The 14066-nt window shown below is 63.1% G+C and carries 16 protein-coding genes, 1 pseudogene and 1 riboswitch; of the genes and pseudogenes, 5 read left to right on the top strand and 12 right to left on the bottom strand.

The features are described from left to right. Positions 1–37: 37 nt before the first annotated feature. The 3 genes and pseudogenes from fahA to BN2475_RS17915 all read right to left on the bottom strand — a co-directional run. Positions 38–1336 (bottom strand): fumarylacetoacetase, encoded by a 1299-nt coding sequence (gene fahA / locus BN2475_RS17925; protein WP_094780842.1) that lies wholly within the window; start codon positions 1334–1336, stop codon positions 38–40. Then, a complete protein-coding gene (hmgA, locus tag BN2475_RS17920) occupies positions 1333–2679 on the bottom strand; it encodes a homogentisate 1,2-dioxygenase (RefSeq protein WP_094780841.1) in 1347 nt (448 codons plus the stop codon). Before hmgA ends, fahA begins: the two co-directional genes overlap by 4 nt. A gap of 33 nt (positions 2680–2712) precedes the next feature. Beyond that, positions 2713–2970 (bottom strand): annotated as a pseudogene (locus BN2475_RS17915) (aromatic acid/H+ symport family MFS transporter); the annotation flags it as partial. A gap of 244 nt (positions 2971–3214) precedes the next feature. On the opposite strand from BN2475_RS17915, the gene BN2475_RS17910 reads away from it, so the two are divergent. Continuing rightward, positions 3215–4048 (top strand): EAL domain-containing protein, encoded by an 834-nt coding sequence (locus BN2475_RS17910; protein WP_094780840.1) that lies wholly within the window; start codon positions 3215–3217, stop codon positions 4046–4048. Between the two features lie 29 nt (positions 4049–4077). On the opposite strand, the gene BN2475_RS17905 is transcribed toward BN2475_RS17910, so the two are convergent. Next, positions 4078–4863, bottom strand: coding sequence for an IclR family transcriptional regulator (locus BN2475_RS17905; RefSeq protein WP_094780839.1), 786 nt, complete (start codon positions 4861–4863; stop codon positions 4078–4080). Positions 4864–4956: 93 nt separating this feature from the next. Here BN2475_RS17905 and BN2475_RS17900 point away from each other — a divergent pair, with 93 nt between their 5' ends. Next, positions 4957–6147: an acyl-CoA dehydrogenase gene (locus tag BN2475_RS17900; RefSeq protein WP_094780838.1), complete on the top strand. Its 1191-nt coding sequence runs from the start codon at positions 4957–4959 to the stop codon at positions 6145–6147. Positions 6148–6375: 228 nt separating this feature from the next. On the opposite strand, the gene BN2475_RS17895 is transcribed toward BN2475_RS17900, so the two are convergent. Beyond that, positions 6376–7014, bottom strand: a complete 639-nt coding sequence (locus BN2475_RS17895; RefSeq protein WP_094780837.1) for a peroxiredoxin — start codon at positions 7012–7014, stop codon at positions 6376–6378. Between the two features lie 343 nt (positions 7015–7357). Between BN2475_RS17895 and BN2475_RS17890 the strand changes: the two genes are divergently transcribed. From BN2475_RS17890 to BN2475_RS17880, 3 genes are all read left to right on the top strand, one after another. Continuing rightward, positions 7358–7660, top strand: a complete 303-nt coding sequence (locus BN2475_RS17890) for an ElaB/YgaM/YqjD family protein (protein ID WP_094780836.1) — start codon at positions 7358–7360, stop codon at positions 7658–7660. A 136-nt stretch (positions 7661–7796) separates the two neighbouring features. Beyond that, the gene (locus BN2475_RS17885) at positions 7797–8183 is read left to right on the top strand and encodes a phage holin family protein (protein WP_094780835.1); all 387 of its coding nucleotides are present in this window, start codon (positions 7797–7799) and stop codon (positions 8181–8183) included. Between the two features lie 105 nt (positions 8184–8288). Then, complete coding sequence (locus tag BN2475_RS17880; protein WP_094780834.1) at positions 8289–8768, top strand: DUF3318 domain-containing protein; 480 nt, start codon at positions 8289–8291, stop codon at positions 8766–8768. A 76-nt stretch (positions 8769–8844) separates the two neighbouring features. Here the strand turns inward: BN2475_RS17880 and BN2475_RS17875 are convergent, their stop codons facing one another. The 7 genes from BN2475_RS17875 to glyA all read right to left on the bottom strand — a co-directional run bounded on the left by BN2475_RS17875 (position 8845) and on the right by glyA (position 13640). Further along, positions 8845–9276, bottom strand: coding sequence for a type IV pilin protein (locus BN2475_RS17875; RefSeq protein WP_094780833.1), 432 nt, complete (start codon positions 9274–9276; stop codon positions 8845–8847). Positions 9277–9286: 10 nt separating this feature from the next. Next, positions 9287–9727: a pilus assembly PilX family protein gene (locus BN2475_RS17870; RefSeq protein WP_094780910.1), complete on the bottom strand. Its 441-nt coding sequence runs from the start codon at positions 9725–9727 to the stop codon at positions 9287–9289. 164 nt (positions 9728–9891) lie between these two features. Further along, positions 9892–10701, bottom strand: a complete 810-nt coding sequence (locus BN2475_RS17865; RefSeq protein ID WP_094780832.1) for a PilW family protein — start codon at positions 10699–10701, stop codon at positions 9892–9894. Further along, complete coding sequence (locus tag BN2475_RS17860; RefSeq protein WP_094780909.1) at positions 10698–11144, bottom strand: type IV pilus modification PilV family protein; 447 nt, start codon at positions 11142–11144, stop codon at positions 10698–10700. The genes BN2475_RS17865 and BN2475_RS17860 overlap by 4 nt, the downstream gene beginning before the upstream one ends. Further along, positions 11141–11707 carry a GspH/FimT family pseudopilin gene (locus tag BN2475_RS17855; protein ID WP_094780831.1) on the bottom strand — a complete coding sequence of 189 codons (567 nt, stop codon included), beginning with the start codon at positions 11705–11707 and terminating at the stop codon, positions 11141–11143. Before BN2475_RS17855 ends, BN2475_RS17860 begins: the two co-directional genes overlap by 4 nt. Positions 11708–11903: 196 nt before the next feature. Further along, positions 11904–12386 (bottom strand): transcriptional regulator NrdR, encoded by a 483-nt coding sequence (gene nrdR / locus BN2475_RS17850; protein ID WP_094780830.1) that lies wholly within the window; start codon positions 12384–12386, stop codon positions 11904–11906. A gap of 6 nt (positions 12387–12392) precedes the next feature. Further along, on the bottom strand, positions 12393–13640 hold the full coding sequence (gene glyA, locus BN2475_RS17845; RefSeq protein ID WP_094780908.1) for a serine hydroxymethyltransferase: 1248 nt from the start codon (positions 13638–13640) through the stop codon (positions 12393–12395). A 166-nt stretch (positions 13641–13806) separates the two neighbouring features. Further along, positions 13807–13915: riboswitch (ZMP/ZTP riboswitch) on the bottom strand. Positions 13916–14066 lie beyond the last annotated feature (151 nt).

Genomic DNA, 14066 nt, shown 5'->3' with positions numbered 1-14066 from the left:
CCGGCACGTGTGCCGGCCTGTCCTCTTCACAGGTTTGCTAGCGCTGCGCCGGCAGAATTTCGCCCACACAGGTGCCGAAGCCCACGCGATAGCCATCGCCCTGACACCAGCCGGCGAGCGTCAATTCGTCACCGTCTTCGATGAAGCTGCGCGTGCCCCCTTCTTTCAGCTCGAGCGGCTTCTTGCCGTTCCATGTCAATTCAAGCAGGCTGCCGTACGAGTCCTCGGTCGGTCCGCTGATCGTGCCCGAACCCATCAGGTCGCCCACTCGCGTGTTGCAGCCCGATACCGTGTGATGCGCGAGCTGCTGCGCCATCGTCCAGTACATATGCCTGAAGTTGGTCCGCGCAATCGTGCTGGCCTGCCGCGCCTCACGCGGGCGCAGCGTCACTTCGAGGTGGATGTCGAACGCATGCTCGCCGTCGTGACGCAGATACGCGAGCGGCTGCGGCTCCTGCACCGGCTGCGCGACGCGGAACGGTTCGAGCGCGTCGAGCGTGACGATCCAGGGCGAGATCGTGGTCGCGAACGTCTTGGCGTTGAACGGGCCCAGCGGCACGTATTCCCATTGCTGGATATCACGCGCGCTCCAGTCGTTCAGGAGCACCATGCCGAAGATATGCGCCTCAGCGTCGGCGCACGCAACCGGCTCGCCCAATGCATTGCCGCCACCGATCACGAAGCCGGTTTCCAGTTCGATATCCAGCTTGCGGCAGGCGCCGAACACCGGACGCTCCTGATCCGGCAGCTTCAACTGACCATTCGGACGACGCACCGGCGTGCCGCTCACCACCACCGACGACGCACGTCCGTTGTACCCGATCGGCATCTCCGACCAGTTCGGCAGCAGTGCATTCTTCGGATCCCGAAACATCGCGCCGACATTCGTCGCATGCTCCTTCGACGAATAGAAATCGGTGTAGCCGGGAATCTGCACCGGCAGATGCAGATGCGCGTCGGCCTGGCGCACCAGCGCCTTCGCGCGCAGCGCGGGGTCGTCGCGCAACGTTGCGGTGTCGCGCGCCAGCAGATGGCTCAACTGGATGCGCACACCGCGCCATGCGTCGCGACCGAGCGCGATGAAATCATTCAGCGTGTCGCGGGCGAACACGTGTTGCGCCGGCACCTGCAGCAGTCCCGCGCTCTGCAACACGGCCAGGTCGGCGATCTGGTCGCCGATCGCGACACCCACGCGGCGCGCGTCGTTGTGCCGGTCGCTGAAAATGCCGAACGGCAGGTTCTGAATCGAAAAATCGCTAGTCGAATCGTTGGCGGATTCGATCCAGCTTTTGCGCGACGGATCGAGCGTCGCCTGAACATCGCTCAATGCGCTCATTGTTGCTCCGGGTTGAAGTGTTTCTTGAGACCTTGCCAGCACTCGTAGTAATGCGCCTGCAATTGCGCGCTTTCGAGCGCCAAACGCGTCGGCTTGATGAGCGTGCGCGTCTCGAACATGAAGGCCATCGTGTCGCCGACTTTGTGCGGGGTCGACGTATCGCTGTGCGACGCTTTCTCGAACGTGTCGGCGTCCGGTCCATGTCCCGACATGCAGTTGTGCAGACTCGCGCCGCCCGGCAGGAAACCCTCGGCCTTGGCGTCGTACACGCCGTGCACGAGGCCCATGAATTCGCTCGCGACGTTGCGGTGAAACCAGGGCGGACGGAACGTATCTTCGGCGGCGAGCCAGCGCGGCGGGAAGATCACGAAGTCGATCGAGTCGACGCCCGGCGTGTCGCTTTGCGATTGCAGCACGAGGAAAATCGACGGGTCCGGATGGTCGAAGCTGATCGAGCCGATCGTGTTGAAGCGCCGCAGGTCGTACTTGTACGGCGCGTAGTTGCCGTGCCACGCGACGACGTCGAGCGGCGAATGGCCAATCGCGGCACGCCACAGATTGCCGTTCATCTTGGCGACGAGTTCGAAGTCGCCTTCGCGGTCTTCATACGCGGCGTGTGGCGTGAGAAAGTCGCGCGGATTGGCGAGGCCGTTCGAGCCGATCGGACCGAGGTCGGGCAAGCGCAGCAACGCGCCGAAGTTCTCGCAGATGTAGCCGCGCGCCGTGCCGTCCGGCAGGCTCACCGCGAAGCGCACGCCGCGCGGGATCACCGCGATCTCGAACGGCTCGAGTGCGATGCGGCCCATTTCGGTCGCGATATCGAGGCGCCCTTCCTGCGGCACGATCAGCAATTCGCCGTCGGCGTTATAGAAGAAGCGGTCCTGCATCGAACGGTTCGCCGCGTACAGGTGAATCGCGCAGCCGCTCATGGCTTCGGCCGCGCCGTTGCCCGCCATCGTCAACCAGCCGTCGATGAAATCGGTCGGCGCGCTCGGCATCGGCAACGCGTCCCAACGCAACTGGTTCGGCGGCGTAGGCGGTACCTCGGCGAAGTTCGCGACGAGGCGCTCCGAAGGCAGCGGCGTGAACGGCTGGTGCACTGCCGCCGGACGGATCCGGTACAACCATGAACGGCGGTTGTGTCCGCGCGGCGCGGTGAACGCGGTGCCCGACAATTGTTCGGTGTACAGACCATAGGCCGCGCGTTGCGGCGAATTGCGGCCGGTCGGCAACGCGCCGGGCAAGGCCTCCGTCGCGAATTCGTTGGCGAAGCCCGACTGATAGCCCGGCTCGATTTCGAGCCGGGCGGGGGCGACAGCCGGCGTACGGGTTGGGGTATCCATGCAAGGTTCTCCGTTGGTACTCGATCTTTCACTTCAGGCAGGTTGCCGCTCCGACGGGCTGCCGCGCCGCCGCGTCGCGCCGGCGAGCGCGATCACCAGCAACGCGGAACACAGCACCGGGACGGCGGCCGCATGAAACAGCGCTGCGTTCGACCAGTTCAGCGCGATCAGTTGACCGCCGATCAGCGGCCCGATCACCGAACCGACCCGGCCGATGCCGAGACTCCAGCCGATGCCCGTCGAACGCAGCGCGGTTGGATAAAAATGGCCAGCCAGCGCGTTGACGGCCGGCCATCAGCGTCGCGCCAAGAAGTTACGTATAGTAAAACGAATTACGTATAGTGAAATTAACGTATACCCTGAAAAGCAGCGGAACGACCGTCTGTGGCCCGCCCGCGCGGGCTTTCGGCGGATATGCTTATGAGCAATTTGTTCATGTGCGCGCATGGCGGACTGCTACCATCGATACATGCAGTGACCGCGTCGCGTTGCCGCGCGCCGAGTGCGCGTCCATCGTCGCCATCCATTCGCCGACATGATCGCCCCGACCATCCCCGATCTGGTTGCCCGTGCCGCCCATCACCCGTTTCTGCGCGAACATCTGGTGATGGGGCAAGGCGCGCATCGCGACATCGCGCTGGCGCAATTCGACGACTTCGAACTGGCCAGCGCCTATGAGCCGATCTTTGACATCAGTGTTCATGCGCTCGCGCAGTCGCTGTCGTCCGGAGCCGAAGAGGTCGATCGTTTCGGCGACGAACTCGGCTTTCAGGCCGTTACGTATCAACTGGGCTCGGCACCGTTCGAGGTGTTCGATCCGTTCGACCGCATCGGCAACGATCAGGAACTGGTCGCGCTGGACCGGATGTCACGCGCGCTGCACGCGATCAATTTCTTCGGCGCGCAACGGCATGGGCTGCTCTTCTTGCGCGTGCATGAGCGCCTGCTCAAGAGCGTGAAGTACGACCACGGCCTGCATTTTTCGACCGTCTTGAAGTCGTTCGGATTGACTCCGTCGCGAGTGGTAATCGAGCTGCCGGCGGCCGCGGTCGCGCACAAGACCTTTCTCGGCTATCTGGCGAAAAGCTATCAGCACTACGGCTTCAAGGTGGCGGGCAATCTTTCCAACGCGGGGCAGATTCTGTCGGTGTCGGAAACGGCGCGGCTCGACTTCATCAAGATGGATGCCGTCGTCGCATTGCGCGACGCGACGGTGAAACCGCTAGTCGGCTATGCGAGCCGGCTGCGGGTTCCGCTGATTTTCAATCGGGTGATGGATGAAACGCAGTTCGTTGCCTTGCAGCAGTACGACGTGCGCTTCGTGCAGGGGCCGCTGTTCAACGCGCACTATCACGACCGGGCGGCCTGATACCGGCCGCGCGGCGCGCACGCTTCACATCAATCCGTGTCGCCCAGACGCCGCGCAAGCGCTTTCAGTCGAGGCGCGACGCTTTCGCGAAACACCGCCTCCCCCATCGACGACGCCGGCCCGCTGCAACTGAGCACCAGCCAGCGCCCGTCACGCGGCTCGCGAAACGGTACGGCGACCGCGTTCACATCGTCGTGCCACGCGCGAAACGAATAGCAGCAACGCTGCGTGGCAAACGCGGCGATTTCCGCTTCGGCATCGGCGACTAGCGCCGCATCCGCTTTGCCGGCCGCCTTCCTGAGTTCGGCGAGCAAGGCGGTACGCACATCGATCGGCAGCACGGCCAGATACGCGCGGCCCATCGAACTCGTCAGCATCGACAGTTTCGAACCGGATGCCAGCCCGAGCGTCAGCGCGGTCTCACTGCGGATCGTCTCGAGATAGATCATGTCGAGCCCGTCCCGGCAACCGAGCGAGACCGCTGCGCCCACCTCTCGCGCGAACGTACGCATATGCGGACGCGCGAGTTCGAGCGTGTCGGTGCCCGACAGCAGCGCGAAACCGAGCGACAGCACGCCGGCGTCGAGCGCATATTTGCCATGGGTTTCGTCGAGCCGCAGATAGCCGAGCACGGTCAACGTATAGGCGAGACGGTTGACGGTCGCCTTCGGCAAGCCCGTGCGCTCGACGAAATCGCGATTGCCGAGCAGCGTTTCGCCGGGCTTGAACGCGCGCAGCAAATCCAGCCCGCGGGCGAGGGCGACGACGAATTTGCGCTCATCGAGCGATTCAGAGAGAGTGGATGTCAGCGTCATGGGGTGGTACACTCAAGTGCGTTTGCAAAACATTGTTTCGCATAGCGGAACTTAAGTCAAGCTTGGATCGAGCAAGAAATCAGGAGATACGTCATGGCCGAAGCCGCGCAGTTTCACTGGGAAGACCCGCTGCTGCTGGATCAGCAGCTCACCGAAGACGAACGCATGGTGCGGGATGCCGCCGCAGCTTATGCGCAGGACAAGCTGCAGCCGCGCGTGCTGGAAGCGTTCCGCCACGAGAAAACCGACATCGAGATCTTTCGCGAGATGGGCGAACTCGGCCTGCTCGGCCCGACGATTCCCGAGCAGTACGGCGGCCCCGGCCTGAACTACGTCGCGTACGGCCTGATCGCGCGTGAAGTGGAGCGCGTCGATTCCGGCTACCGGTCGATGATGTCGGTGCAGTCATCGCTGGTGATGGTGCCGATCCACGAATTCGGCTCGCCGGCGCAGAAGGAAAAATACCTGCCGAAACTCGCCTCCGGCGAATGGATCGGCTGCTTCGGCCTGACCGAACCGGATCACGGCTCCGACCCGGGCAGCATGGTCACGCGCGCGAAGAAAGTCGACGGCGGCTATTCGCTGTCGGGCTCGAAGATGTGGATCACCAATTCGCCGATCGCCGACGTGTTCGTCGTGTGGGCGAAGCTCGAGGAAGACGGCAAGGATTCGATCCGCGGCTTCATTCTCGAAAAAGGCTGGAAAGGCCTGTCGGCGCCGACCATCCATAGCAAGGTGGGCTTGCGTGCTTCGATCACCGGTGAGATCGTGCTCGACGAAGTGTTCGTGCCGGCAGAGAACCTGATGCCGGGAGTGAGCGGCTTGCGCGGCCCGTTCACGTGTCTGAATTCGGCGCGCTACGGCATCGCCTGGGGCGCGCTCGGCGCCGCCGAAGCCTGCTGGCACACCGCGCGTCAGTACGTGCTGGACCGCAAGCAGTTCGGCCGGCCGCTCGCCGCCAACCAGTTGATCCAGAAGAAGCTGGCCGACATGCAGACCGAGATCACGCTCGGGCTGCAAGGCGTGCTGCGCCTCGGCCGCATGAAGGACGAAGGCACTGCGGCTGTCGAAATCACGTCGATCATGAAGCGCAATTCATGCGGCAAGGCGCTCGACATTGCGCGGCTCGCACGCGACATGCTCGGCGGCAACGGCATCTCGGACGAGTACGGCATTGCGCGGCATCTGGTGAACCTCGAAGTGGTGAACACCTACGAAGGCACGCACGACATTCACGCGCTGATTCTCGGACGCGCGCAAACGGGCATTCAGGCGTTCTTCTGATGGTTTGCTGATGCGCTGAGTGGCTCGATCGCGCGGCGTCGTTTCGCTACCCGTCGCGCGGCCCGATTGGAAAAGTGGAAAAGTGGAAAAGTGGAAAAGGCCAGTTCTTTCGAACCGGTCTTTTTCGTTGCGATGGCGCGTCACACGCCGTGTCGCGTTTTCCGCATCATGCGTCAGGCGGCCCCCCTGATGCCGCACCTGGCGGCCCGCAGGTGGCTCGCTTGCCGCTCACTTGTTCGGCTGGGGCGTCATGCGCAGATACGGACGCAGCGCCTTGTAGCCCTTCGGGAATTTCTGCCTGATGACTTCCTCGTCCTTCAGCGACGGGACGATCACCACGTCATCGCCCTGCTTCCAGTTGCCCGGCGTCGCCACCGAGTGGTTGTCGGTCAGTTGTAGCGAGTCGATCACGCGCAGCACTTCGTCGAAGTTACGGCCGGTGCTGGCCGGATACGTGATGATCAGACGCACCTTCTTTATCGGGTCGATCACGAACAGCGAGCGGACCGTGAGCGTTTCGTTCGCGTTCGGGTGAATCATGTCGTACAGCTCGGCGACCTTCCGATCACCGTCAGCGAGAATCGGGAAGCCCACGTTGGCTGCCTGCGTCTCATTAATGTCCTTGATCCACTCCTTGTGCGACTCGGCGCTGTCGACCGATAACGCGATGGTCTTCACGTTGCGCTTTTCGAACTCGTCGGCCAGCCTGGCAGTCAGGCCAAGTTCGGTCGTGCAGACCGGCGTGAAGTCGGCAGGGTGCGAAAACAGCACGCCCCAACTATCACCCAGCCATTCATGGAACCTGATACGACCGACACTCGACTCCTGCTCGAAATCCGGCGCAATGTCGCCAAGACGTAGACTCATAGTGCATCTCCTATAGGTGTTCGCACATGCCGCGCGAGCATTGCCGCGCGGCGCTCCGCAACGATAAAGCATACGGCAGCGACCGAACATGACGAACCAAGATCGCGGCACAACTTTATGCGGTTTTGTAATTTTCGCCGATTTGGTGGAAACTTTGCGGGACAGATCAACTCCATCTACAGAACACTTTGGCTGCACGACCCTTAAATGGGTGTTTGTTTATGCGCTTCGCGTTACCAGGAACGGTTCGTGCGAAGCTCGCAGGCAACCGGGCACTGCGCTCGCCAGCAGCCGTTTCTTTGGTTACGATTCACGCGTGGCGTGAGACGAAGGGGAGCTGTCAATGTCGGAAGTCAACAAGGAGAGATTGATGTCGGATATCAAAACCGTCCTCGCGGACGCTGAGGACCTGCTGAAACAGGCAGCGAGCGCCACTGGCGAGCGCGCTTCGGAACTGCGCGAAACGGCGCTGACGCGTCTGAAGCAGGCCAAGGAAAAGGCGGCTGACGTGCAGGTCGTGGTGGTCGAGAAAGGCAAGAAAGCTGCCCGCGCCACCGACGACTACGTGCACGAGCATCCGTGGGCGTCCATCGGTATTGCGGCGGGCGTGGGCGTGCTGCTGGGGCTGCTGATCAACCGCAAGTAACATTGCTGTTGCGCGGGACGCATCCGTCCGGCGCATTAACGAACCAAGTCGGCCGACGCATGCCTGGTCGGTCCGCTTCTCCTGGCGCGCTTTTTTGCATGCGCCGGTTATGCCTTCACGCGCATCGCTCACAGCCATGACGATCGACACACAATCGCAGCGCGCAGAACACAGTCCGTTGCGCCGCATTATCAGTTCCGTGTTTGCGATTCTGCAGACGCGGCTTGAACTGGTCGGCATCGAAATCGCCGAAGAAAAAGACCGGTTGCTCGGCGTGCTGTTCCTGGGTCTGGCGGCCATGATGCTTGCCACGATGGCGCTGATCGCATTGACCGCGTTGATCGCCATCGCGTTCTGGGACAGCTACCGGTGGCAGGCGCTCGCCGGCATCACCGCCGTCTATGCGATTGCGGGCCTCGCGTGTGCGCTGAAAGCACGCAGCGGTTTGCGCAATGCGCCGATGGTATTCGAAGCCACCATTGCCGAGTTCGAAAAAGACCGCGACGCGTTCCGCAAGCCGTGACAGCGAAAAGGCGACGGGCGCGCCTTCAGCGCGCCGGCGTCTTCAAGAATACCGAGCGATCCGCAGCGCTGCTTCACTGCCCACCTTCACTGCCGCCGACACGCCATGAGCCAGCCCCGTTCCGATACCGCCTTCCGTAACAAGCGCCACTCGAGCAAAGATCTGAGCGCGCCGCACTTGCGAGCGCTACGCAAGGAATTGCTGCTGGTGCGGGCGGACGTCGAACGCATGGAACTCGCGCAGGCAACCAGCGAATTGCGGCAGGCGGTCATGCATTTCAGCTGGCTCAGGTTCATCCTGCCGGGCCTCGGCGGTGCGCGCGCAGGTCGAGGCTCGAAGACGCGTTTCATCAACGCAGGCACGATCGGCGCTCTGCTCAAGGAGTACCCGCTCATCAGTTCGATCCTTTCGCTGTTGCTGACCAAACCGCTGCGCGCGACTGTCAAGGCCGGGGCGAAACCCGCACTCAAGTGGGGCAGCCTTGGCCTCGTTGCCTGGGAAGCGTATCGGATCTGGCAGCAGATGAAGCGTGATTCTGCGACGTCTTCCCGCGACAAGGCTGATTCGACGGGTAACGGTCGTTGAGAGCAGTGCGGGTGAAGGTGGTGGTTGCTTCGATCGCTTTGATGCCAAGTCGCTAAGTCGCTAAGTCGCTAAGTCGCTAAGTCGTATTCCAGCATTCACTACTGGCCGGCATCGAACCGGCCGCCTCCCTTCTATTGCCTCGCTGACCGGTCGCATCGAGCGTAAACGTGCCGCAGGGATCATCGCGCATCGGACTGGATTCGCCTGGCGCTGCCTCTATCGAATACCCGCCATTTGCGTCGTCCGCCGGCAGTACATGCAGGCGATAAATCGGTGTGCCGAATTGCGGCGCCTGGTCCAGGCCCGGAGGCAATGCCGACACGCCATCGCTCGCGGCTCCCTCGACGAACTGCGCGGCCCGATACAACGCGGATGCCGCATCGATACGATGTGTTCGCGCCACGTGGCTGCGGTACGCAGGCACGGCAAATACGGCCAACGTCGCGGCAATCGCCAATGTAATCATCAGTTCGAGCAGCGTGAACGCCGATGTGTGCAGCCTCGTCATGAACCTCCCATCAAAATGGTCTTGCCGCGACGCGTCGCCAATGGCGTTCGATCGCCTCACCGTCGATCACCAGCTCCATTTGCAGCCAGACCTGCGCCTCGCTGGTTCGGCCGAAGCCACGCGAAGTCAACAGATACGCCCGGGCATCGGCGCGAGTGGCAAGACGCCAGGCCTCGATCAGACATTGCGGCGCGCGCACCGAACCAGGCCATTGCGCGACGGGTGTGACCGCGCCGGCGTCAAATGCGGTTTGCAGTTTCCACTGAGTCGGCTCACCGGCTGCGACCGGGGGTGCCGCCGCCTCGACACCTGCTGCGATGACATTGCGGGCGCACAAGGTCAGTGCCGAATCCGCGGCATGGAAAGCCTGCAAATAGTCGTGCACGTTGGTGGCTGCGCGAGCTGCGGCGAGCGACGTTTCGAACCAGACCGCCGAGGTCGCCAACATCATCGCTGAGATCAACAGGACGATTGGCAGAACGACACCGCTCTGGCAAACACGCGCCGCACGACGTGTATGGCTGAGATCTGCGTGGCGCGGCAGTTCATGATCGCGTTGGCGGTACGTCTGACGCGTGTACATGCGGTGCCGCTCTGCTGTTTCTGCTCGCTTCGTCACGGGGAGACCTGCACATGATTACGCAGCGCCACTCGCCGCGAGAACGCCTGCCGCGGTCGCAAGTCGGAACCGAGCGCGCTCACGCCGTCGCAATCCACATAGCGCGACCGCTCCCCCTGCGGCACGCCGCGTACGAGCACACAGAGATCGACGGCCACTATCTGCGCCCATTGATCGGCCGGCACCGCCGATGCATTTATTGCTTCCAGCGCCCCGGCCAGCCAATATTTGATTCGCAGGCGCTCGACGCCCTCCACCAGCGGCTGCGCGGTTCCGGCGTTGCCATTGCCTTCGCAGTACAGCTCCGGCTCCCCGGTCGATCCGCTGAGGCCTGCAAAGTACCGGTTGACCACCGGCACGCCTTGTGCGCCGAGCGCCGCACTGCTGCCTGTCGCGGCTTGTCCGACACAATCGGTTACCTGCCCGCTGGCGGATGGCCACGTCGACACGTTGTCACCCGCGTAACGGACCACGACGCCGTCGGAGCCACTGCTCAATGTCGTACAGGTAAGACTGTCGTCCGCGCCCGTTGGACGGCCGGCCGAACATCCGAACAGCGCAGGCGGGCCGTCGTAAGACGCGATATCGGCGGGGACGAAGCCGGCCATCTGCAATTGCTGGCCAATCAGCGTCAGCGCAGTCAGACCCGCATCGCGGATTCGCATCGCATTGCTCGCGCGCTCGAACGCGCTTCGCTGCGTGGTGTACAGCGACACGGCGCCTGCGGTCACCACGAGTCCCAGCGCCATGGCGATCATCAACTCGAGCAGTGTATGACCGCGCGCAGAATGCGCATGCCGCATCATTGTGCGAACGCCAATGCAATACATGAGAAGCCTGGCGCAGCGTCCACGCCACCGCATGATTCTGGCTTGTCGATCACGTCATCGGCGTGCGGCATGTCTTGCACGGACGCCCATGTCACCCGTGCGGCAGCCACTGCACCGCTCGCTCCAACCGAAGCTTCACCGTGCGGCAGGAGCACGCTTGCGCGTGCGTTCCATTGCCTGGTTGCGGCATCGATTGTGGATGGTGCGACCATCGCTTCCGCGACGGAATCGGCTATCCACGCCGCTTGTTCGCGCAGGGTCATCGCGCGGGCTTCGCGTGCGATCCACAGTTGCCCGGCGATCAGCCCGAGCGCGGTTACCGCCGTCAACGCAACGGCCAGCATCACTTCGATCAGCGAGCTGCCGCCACAGGCGGATGCGTAGCCGCGCAACTGCAGGTTCGGTGAACATCGCGTCATGATGCCGCTCCACACGCGCCCTCGGTGAGCCGAGCGCGCCCACCCGCCGCAATACGGATACAACGTCGCCACTTGTCGCCCTGCGTCGCTTTGGACTGCACTCGTGGTGCGATATCAAAACTGCGAAAAGCACCGATCAATTGACCCGCGGGCGGCGTAAATGTGAGATTCGTCTGCACGCCGGTGATGCTTACCTCTGCAAGCAGCGGCTGCGCACGCAGCAGCGAGAGCGTGCCGCCGCGGTCTGCCAGCACCGCCCAACCGCAGGACCAGTCGGCGATGCCGTTGCTACACGGCTGTCCCGAGACGAGGCAGGCTCGCGCCGCGTCGATCCTGCAAACGGTGACGCGCACACCGCGGCGTAGCGCCTCGCTGCGCGCATAGGCGAGCGTCGACGCAAACGCCCTCGCGCGGGCGTCAACCTGGTCGCGTACGTGCCACGCCACGAACGACGGCGTCGCCAGTACGGCGATCACCGCCAGCAGCGCGGCCACGACCAGCGTTTCGACAAGCGTGAAGCCGCCGTGAGGTGGCTGGCAAACTGGATCGCATTTCATCTGCATTCCTGATCGTTTGGAGAATGCAGCCAATCTAGCGATTCGCAAACGGCTCAACAATCGTCCGAATGGACAGGTGGTTTTCGGACGCTATCTCGCGCAAGAATGCACGCGACGAACCATCACGGAGCGGGAGATACTGATGCGAGAATCGACGCGTAGGGCAACGGACACTCAAAAGCAACGCACGACGCGATTGCGATCAGCGTTTGCGGGAGGGCTTGGTAGGGGAAGAGGCGCGGCGGAATTCTTCGATCACGTCTTCGAATTCGGAGACGTCTTCAAAGCGCCGGTAGACGGACGCGAAACGAACATACGCGATCGTGTCGAGTGCACGCAACTCGTTCATCACGAGTTCGCCGAGGCGCTCACTGCGCACTTCGCGCTCGCCGCTGCCGAGCAGCTGGTACTCGATGCGGGCAACCGCCGCGTCGATCGCATCCGCTGCAACCGGTCGCTTGCGCAGCGCCAGTTGCATGCTGGCGACAATCTTGCGACGGTCGAATTCCGTGCGACTGCCATCCTTCTTGACGACCGCCGGCAACGCCAGCTCGACCCGCTCATACGTCGTGAAACGTTTGTCGCAGGCCGGGCAGCGGCGGCGCCGGCGAATCGTCGCGCCGTCTTCGGATACGCGCGAGTCGACGACTTGCGTATCGGCGTGGCGGCAGAAGGGGCAATGCATGACGGCTTAGCGGTAAACCGGGAACCGCTGGGTCAGCTCGGCGACCTGAGCGCGCACGCGTTCGATCGTGGCTGCGTCTTCCGGGTTGTCCAGCACGTCGGCAATCAGGTTGCCCACCTGCTCTGCTTCCTTGACGCCGAAGCCGCGTGTCGTCATGGCCGGCGAGCCGAGGCGGATGCCCGAAGTCACGAAGGGCTTTTCCGGATCGTTCGGAATCGCGTTCTTGTTGACCGTGATATGCGCTGCGCCGAGTGCCGCTTCCGCTGCCTTGCCGGTGATCTTCTTCGCGCGCAGATCGACCAGCATCACGTGGCTTTCGGTGCGGCCCGAGACGATACGCAGACCGCGTTTGACCAACGTTTCAGCCAGCACACGCGCGTTTTCGACAACCTGCTGCTGATACGCCTTGAATTCCGGCGACAGCGCTTCCTTGAAGGCGACGGCCTTGCCGGCGATCACGTGCATCAGCGGACCACCCTGGATGCCCGGGAAGATCGCCGAGTTGATCTGCTTTTCGAACTCGGCCTTCATCAGGATCACGCCGCCGCGCGGGCCGCGCAGGCTCTTGTGCGTGGTGGTGGTGACGAAATCGGCGTGCGGCACCGGGTTCGGGTAGACGCCCGCGGCGATCAGACCGGCATAGTGCGCCATGTCGACCATGAGGTACGCGCCGACCGACTTGGCGATCTTCGACATGCGTTCGAAATCGATGCGCAGCGCGAATGCCGACGCACCTGCCACGATCAGCTTCGGCTTGTGTTCCTGAGCCAGCTTCTCAGCGGCGTCATAGTCGATGTCTTCAGCTTCGTTCAGGCCGTAGCTCACCACGTTGAACCACTTGCCGGACATGTTGACCGGCGAACCGTGGGTCAGGTGGCCGCCGTGCGCGAGACTCATGCCCATGATCGTGTCGCCCGGCTTGAGCATCGCGAAGAACACGCCCTGGTTCGCCTGCGAGCCGGAGTTCGGCTGCACGTTGGCGGCTTCGGCGCCGAACAGTTGCTTGACGCGGTCGATTGCCAGCTGCTCGGCGACGTCGACGTATTCGCAACCGCCGTAGTAGCGCTTGCCCGGATACCCTTCGGCGTACTTGTTGGTGAGTTGCGAGCCTTGCGCAGCCATCACAGCCGGGCTCGTGTAGTTTTCCGACGCGATCAGTTCGATGTGCTCTTCCTGACGGCGGTTTTCCTGCTGGATGACCTGCCAGAGTTCAGGATCGACGTTGGCGATGGTGCTTTGGGCTCTGTCAAACATACGGGTTCCGTTGAGTGTGTTCAGGTTGACCGGATCGTGCGCCGAATCTTGCGTAGAGGGTACGCAGCGCTGCTGGCGGCTGGGCCAGCCCTGACGTGGCGAATGGAGAGTCGCCGCACACGCGAGGCAGGACAGCCAACGTCAGCGCGAAAAACTGCGCGCGGATCACGGCTGCCCAGGCGAACGGCAAAACGGCACCCCGCGCTTCACGGTGGGTTGTTCCACCTTGAACCCGATTGGTTGAATCGGTTCTATCGCCAGTCACGCAGGGTCGAGCGCGTTAGTTTATTGGAAGAGGATCGAATAGGCAACCGACTTGCGGGCACCGCCCGACGTGCCGGCCGGACCGCTCGCGGTGGCGCCCTGAGCGGCATGCGAACGGCGGGCTACAACGCCCCGCGAATACGCTGCACGCCCCTGCCACAG

This window comes from Paraburkholderia ribeironis (genome assembly GCF_900019265.1).
Lineage (GTDB): Bacteria > Pseudomonadota > Gammaproteobacteria > Burkholderiales > Burkholderiaceae > Paraburkholderia > Paraburkholderia ribeironis.
The sequence above is the reverse complement of the archived record's forward strand: the minus strand, read 5'-3'. Positions and strand labels throughout refer to the sequence as shown.

Bases quoted from the DNA above. Each gene is read 5' to 3' on its own strand.
- fahA (WP_094780842.1), bottom strand. From the start codon at position 1,336: ATGAGCGCATTGAGCGATGTTCAGGCGACGCTCGATCCGTCGCGCAAA.
- hmgA (WP_094780841.1), bottom strand. From the start codon at position 2,679: ATGGATACCCCAACCCGTACGCCGGCTGTCGCCCCCGCCCGGCTCGAA.
- BN2475_RS17910 (WP_094780840.1), top strand. From the start codon at position 3,215: ATGATCGCCCCGACCATCCCCGATCTGGTTGCCCGTGCCGCCCATCAC.
- BN2475_RS17905 (WP_094780839.1), bottom strand. From the start codon at position 4,863: ATGACGCTGACATCCACTCTCTCTGAATCGCTCGATGAGCGCAAATTC.
- BN2475_RS17900 (WP_094780838.1), top strand. From the start codon at position 4,957: ATGGCCGAAGCCGCGCAGTTTCACTGGGAAGACCCGCTGCTGCTGGAT.
- BN2475_RS17895 (WP_094780837.1), bottom strand. From the start codon at position 7,014: ATGAGTCTACGTCTTGGCGACATTGCGCCGGATTTCGAGCAGGAGTCG.
- BN2475_RS17890 (WP_094780836.1), top strand. From the start codon at position 7,358: ATGTCGGAAGTCAACAAGGAGAGATTGATGTCGGATATCAAAACCGTC.
- BN2475_RS17885 (WP_094780835.1), top strand. From the start codon at position 7,797: ATGACGATCGACACACAATCGCAGCGCGCAGAACACAGTCCGTTGCGC.
- BN2475_RS17880 (WP_094780834.1), top strand. From the start codon at position 8,289: ATGAGCCAGCCCCGTTCCGATACCGCCTTCCGTAACAAGCGCCACTCG.
- BN2475_RS17875 (WP_094780833.1), bottom strand. From the start codon at position 9,276: ATGACGAGGCTGCACACATCGGCGTTCACGCTGCTCGAACTGATGATT.
- BN2475_RS17870 (WP_094780910.1), bottom strand. From the start codon at position 9,727: ATGATGTTGGCGACCTCGGCGGTCTGGTTCGAAACGTCGCTCGCCGCA.
- BN2475_RS17865 (WP_094780832.1), bottom strand. From the start codon at position 10,701: ATGATGCGGCATGCGCATTCTGCGCGCGGTCATACACTGCTCGAGTTG.
- BN2475_RS17860 (WP_094780909.1), bottom strand. From the start codon at position 11,144: ATGACGCGATGTTCACCGAACCTGCAGTTGCGCGGCTACGCATCCGCC.
- BN2475_RS17855 (WP_094780831.1), bottom strand. From the start codon at position 11,707: ATGCAGATGAAATGCGATCCAGTTTGCCAGCCACCTCACGGCGGCTTC.
- nrdR (WP_094780830.1), bottom strand. From the start codon at position 12,386: ATGCATTGCCCCTTCTGCCGCCACGCCGATACGCAAGTCGTCGACTCG.
- glyA (WP_094780908.1), bottom strand. From the start codon at position 13,640: ATGTTTGACAGAGCCCAAAGCACCATCGCCAACGTCGATCCTGAACTC.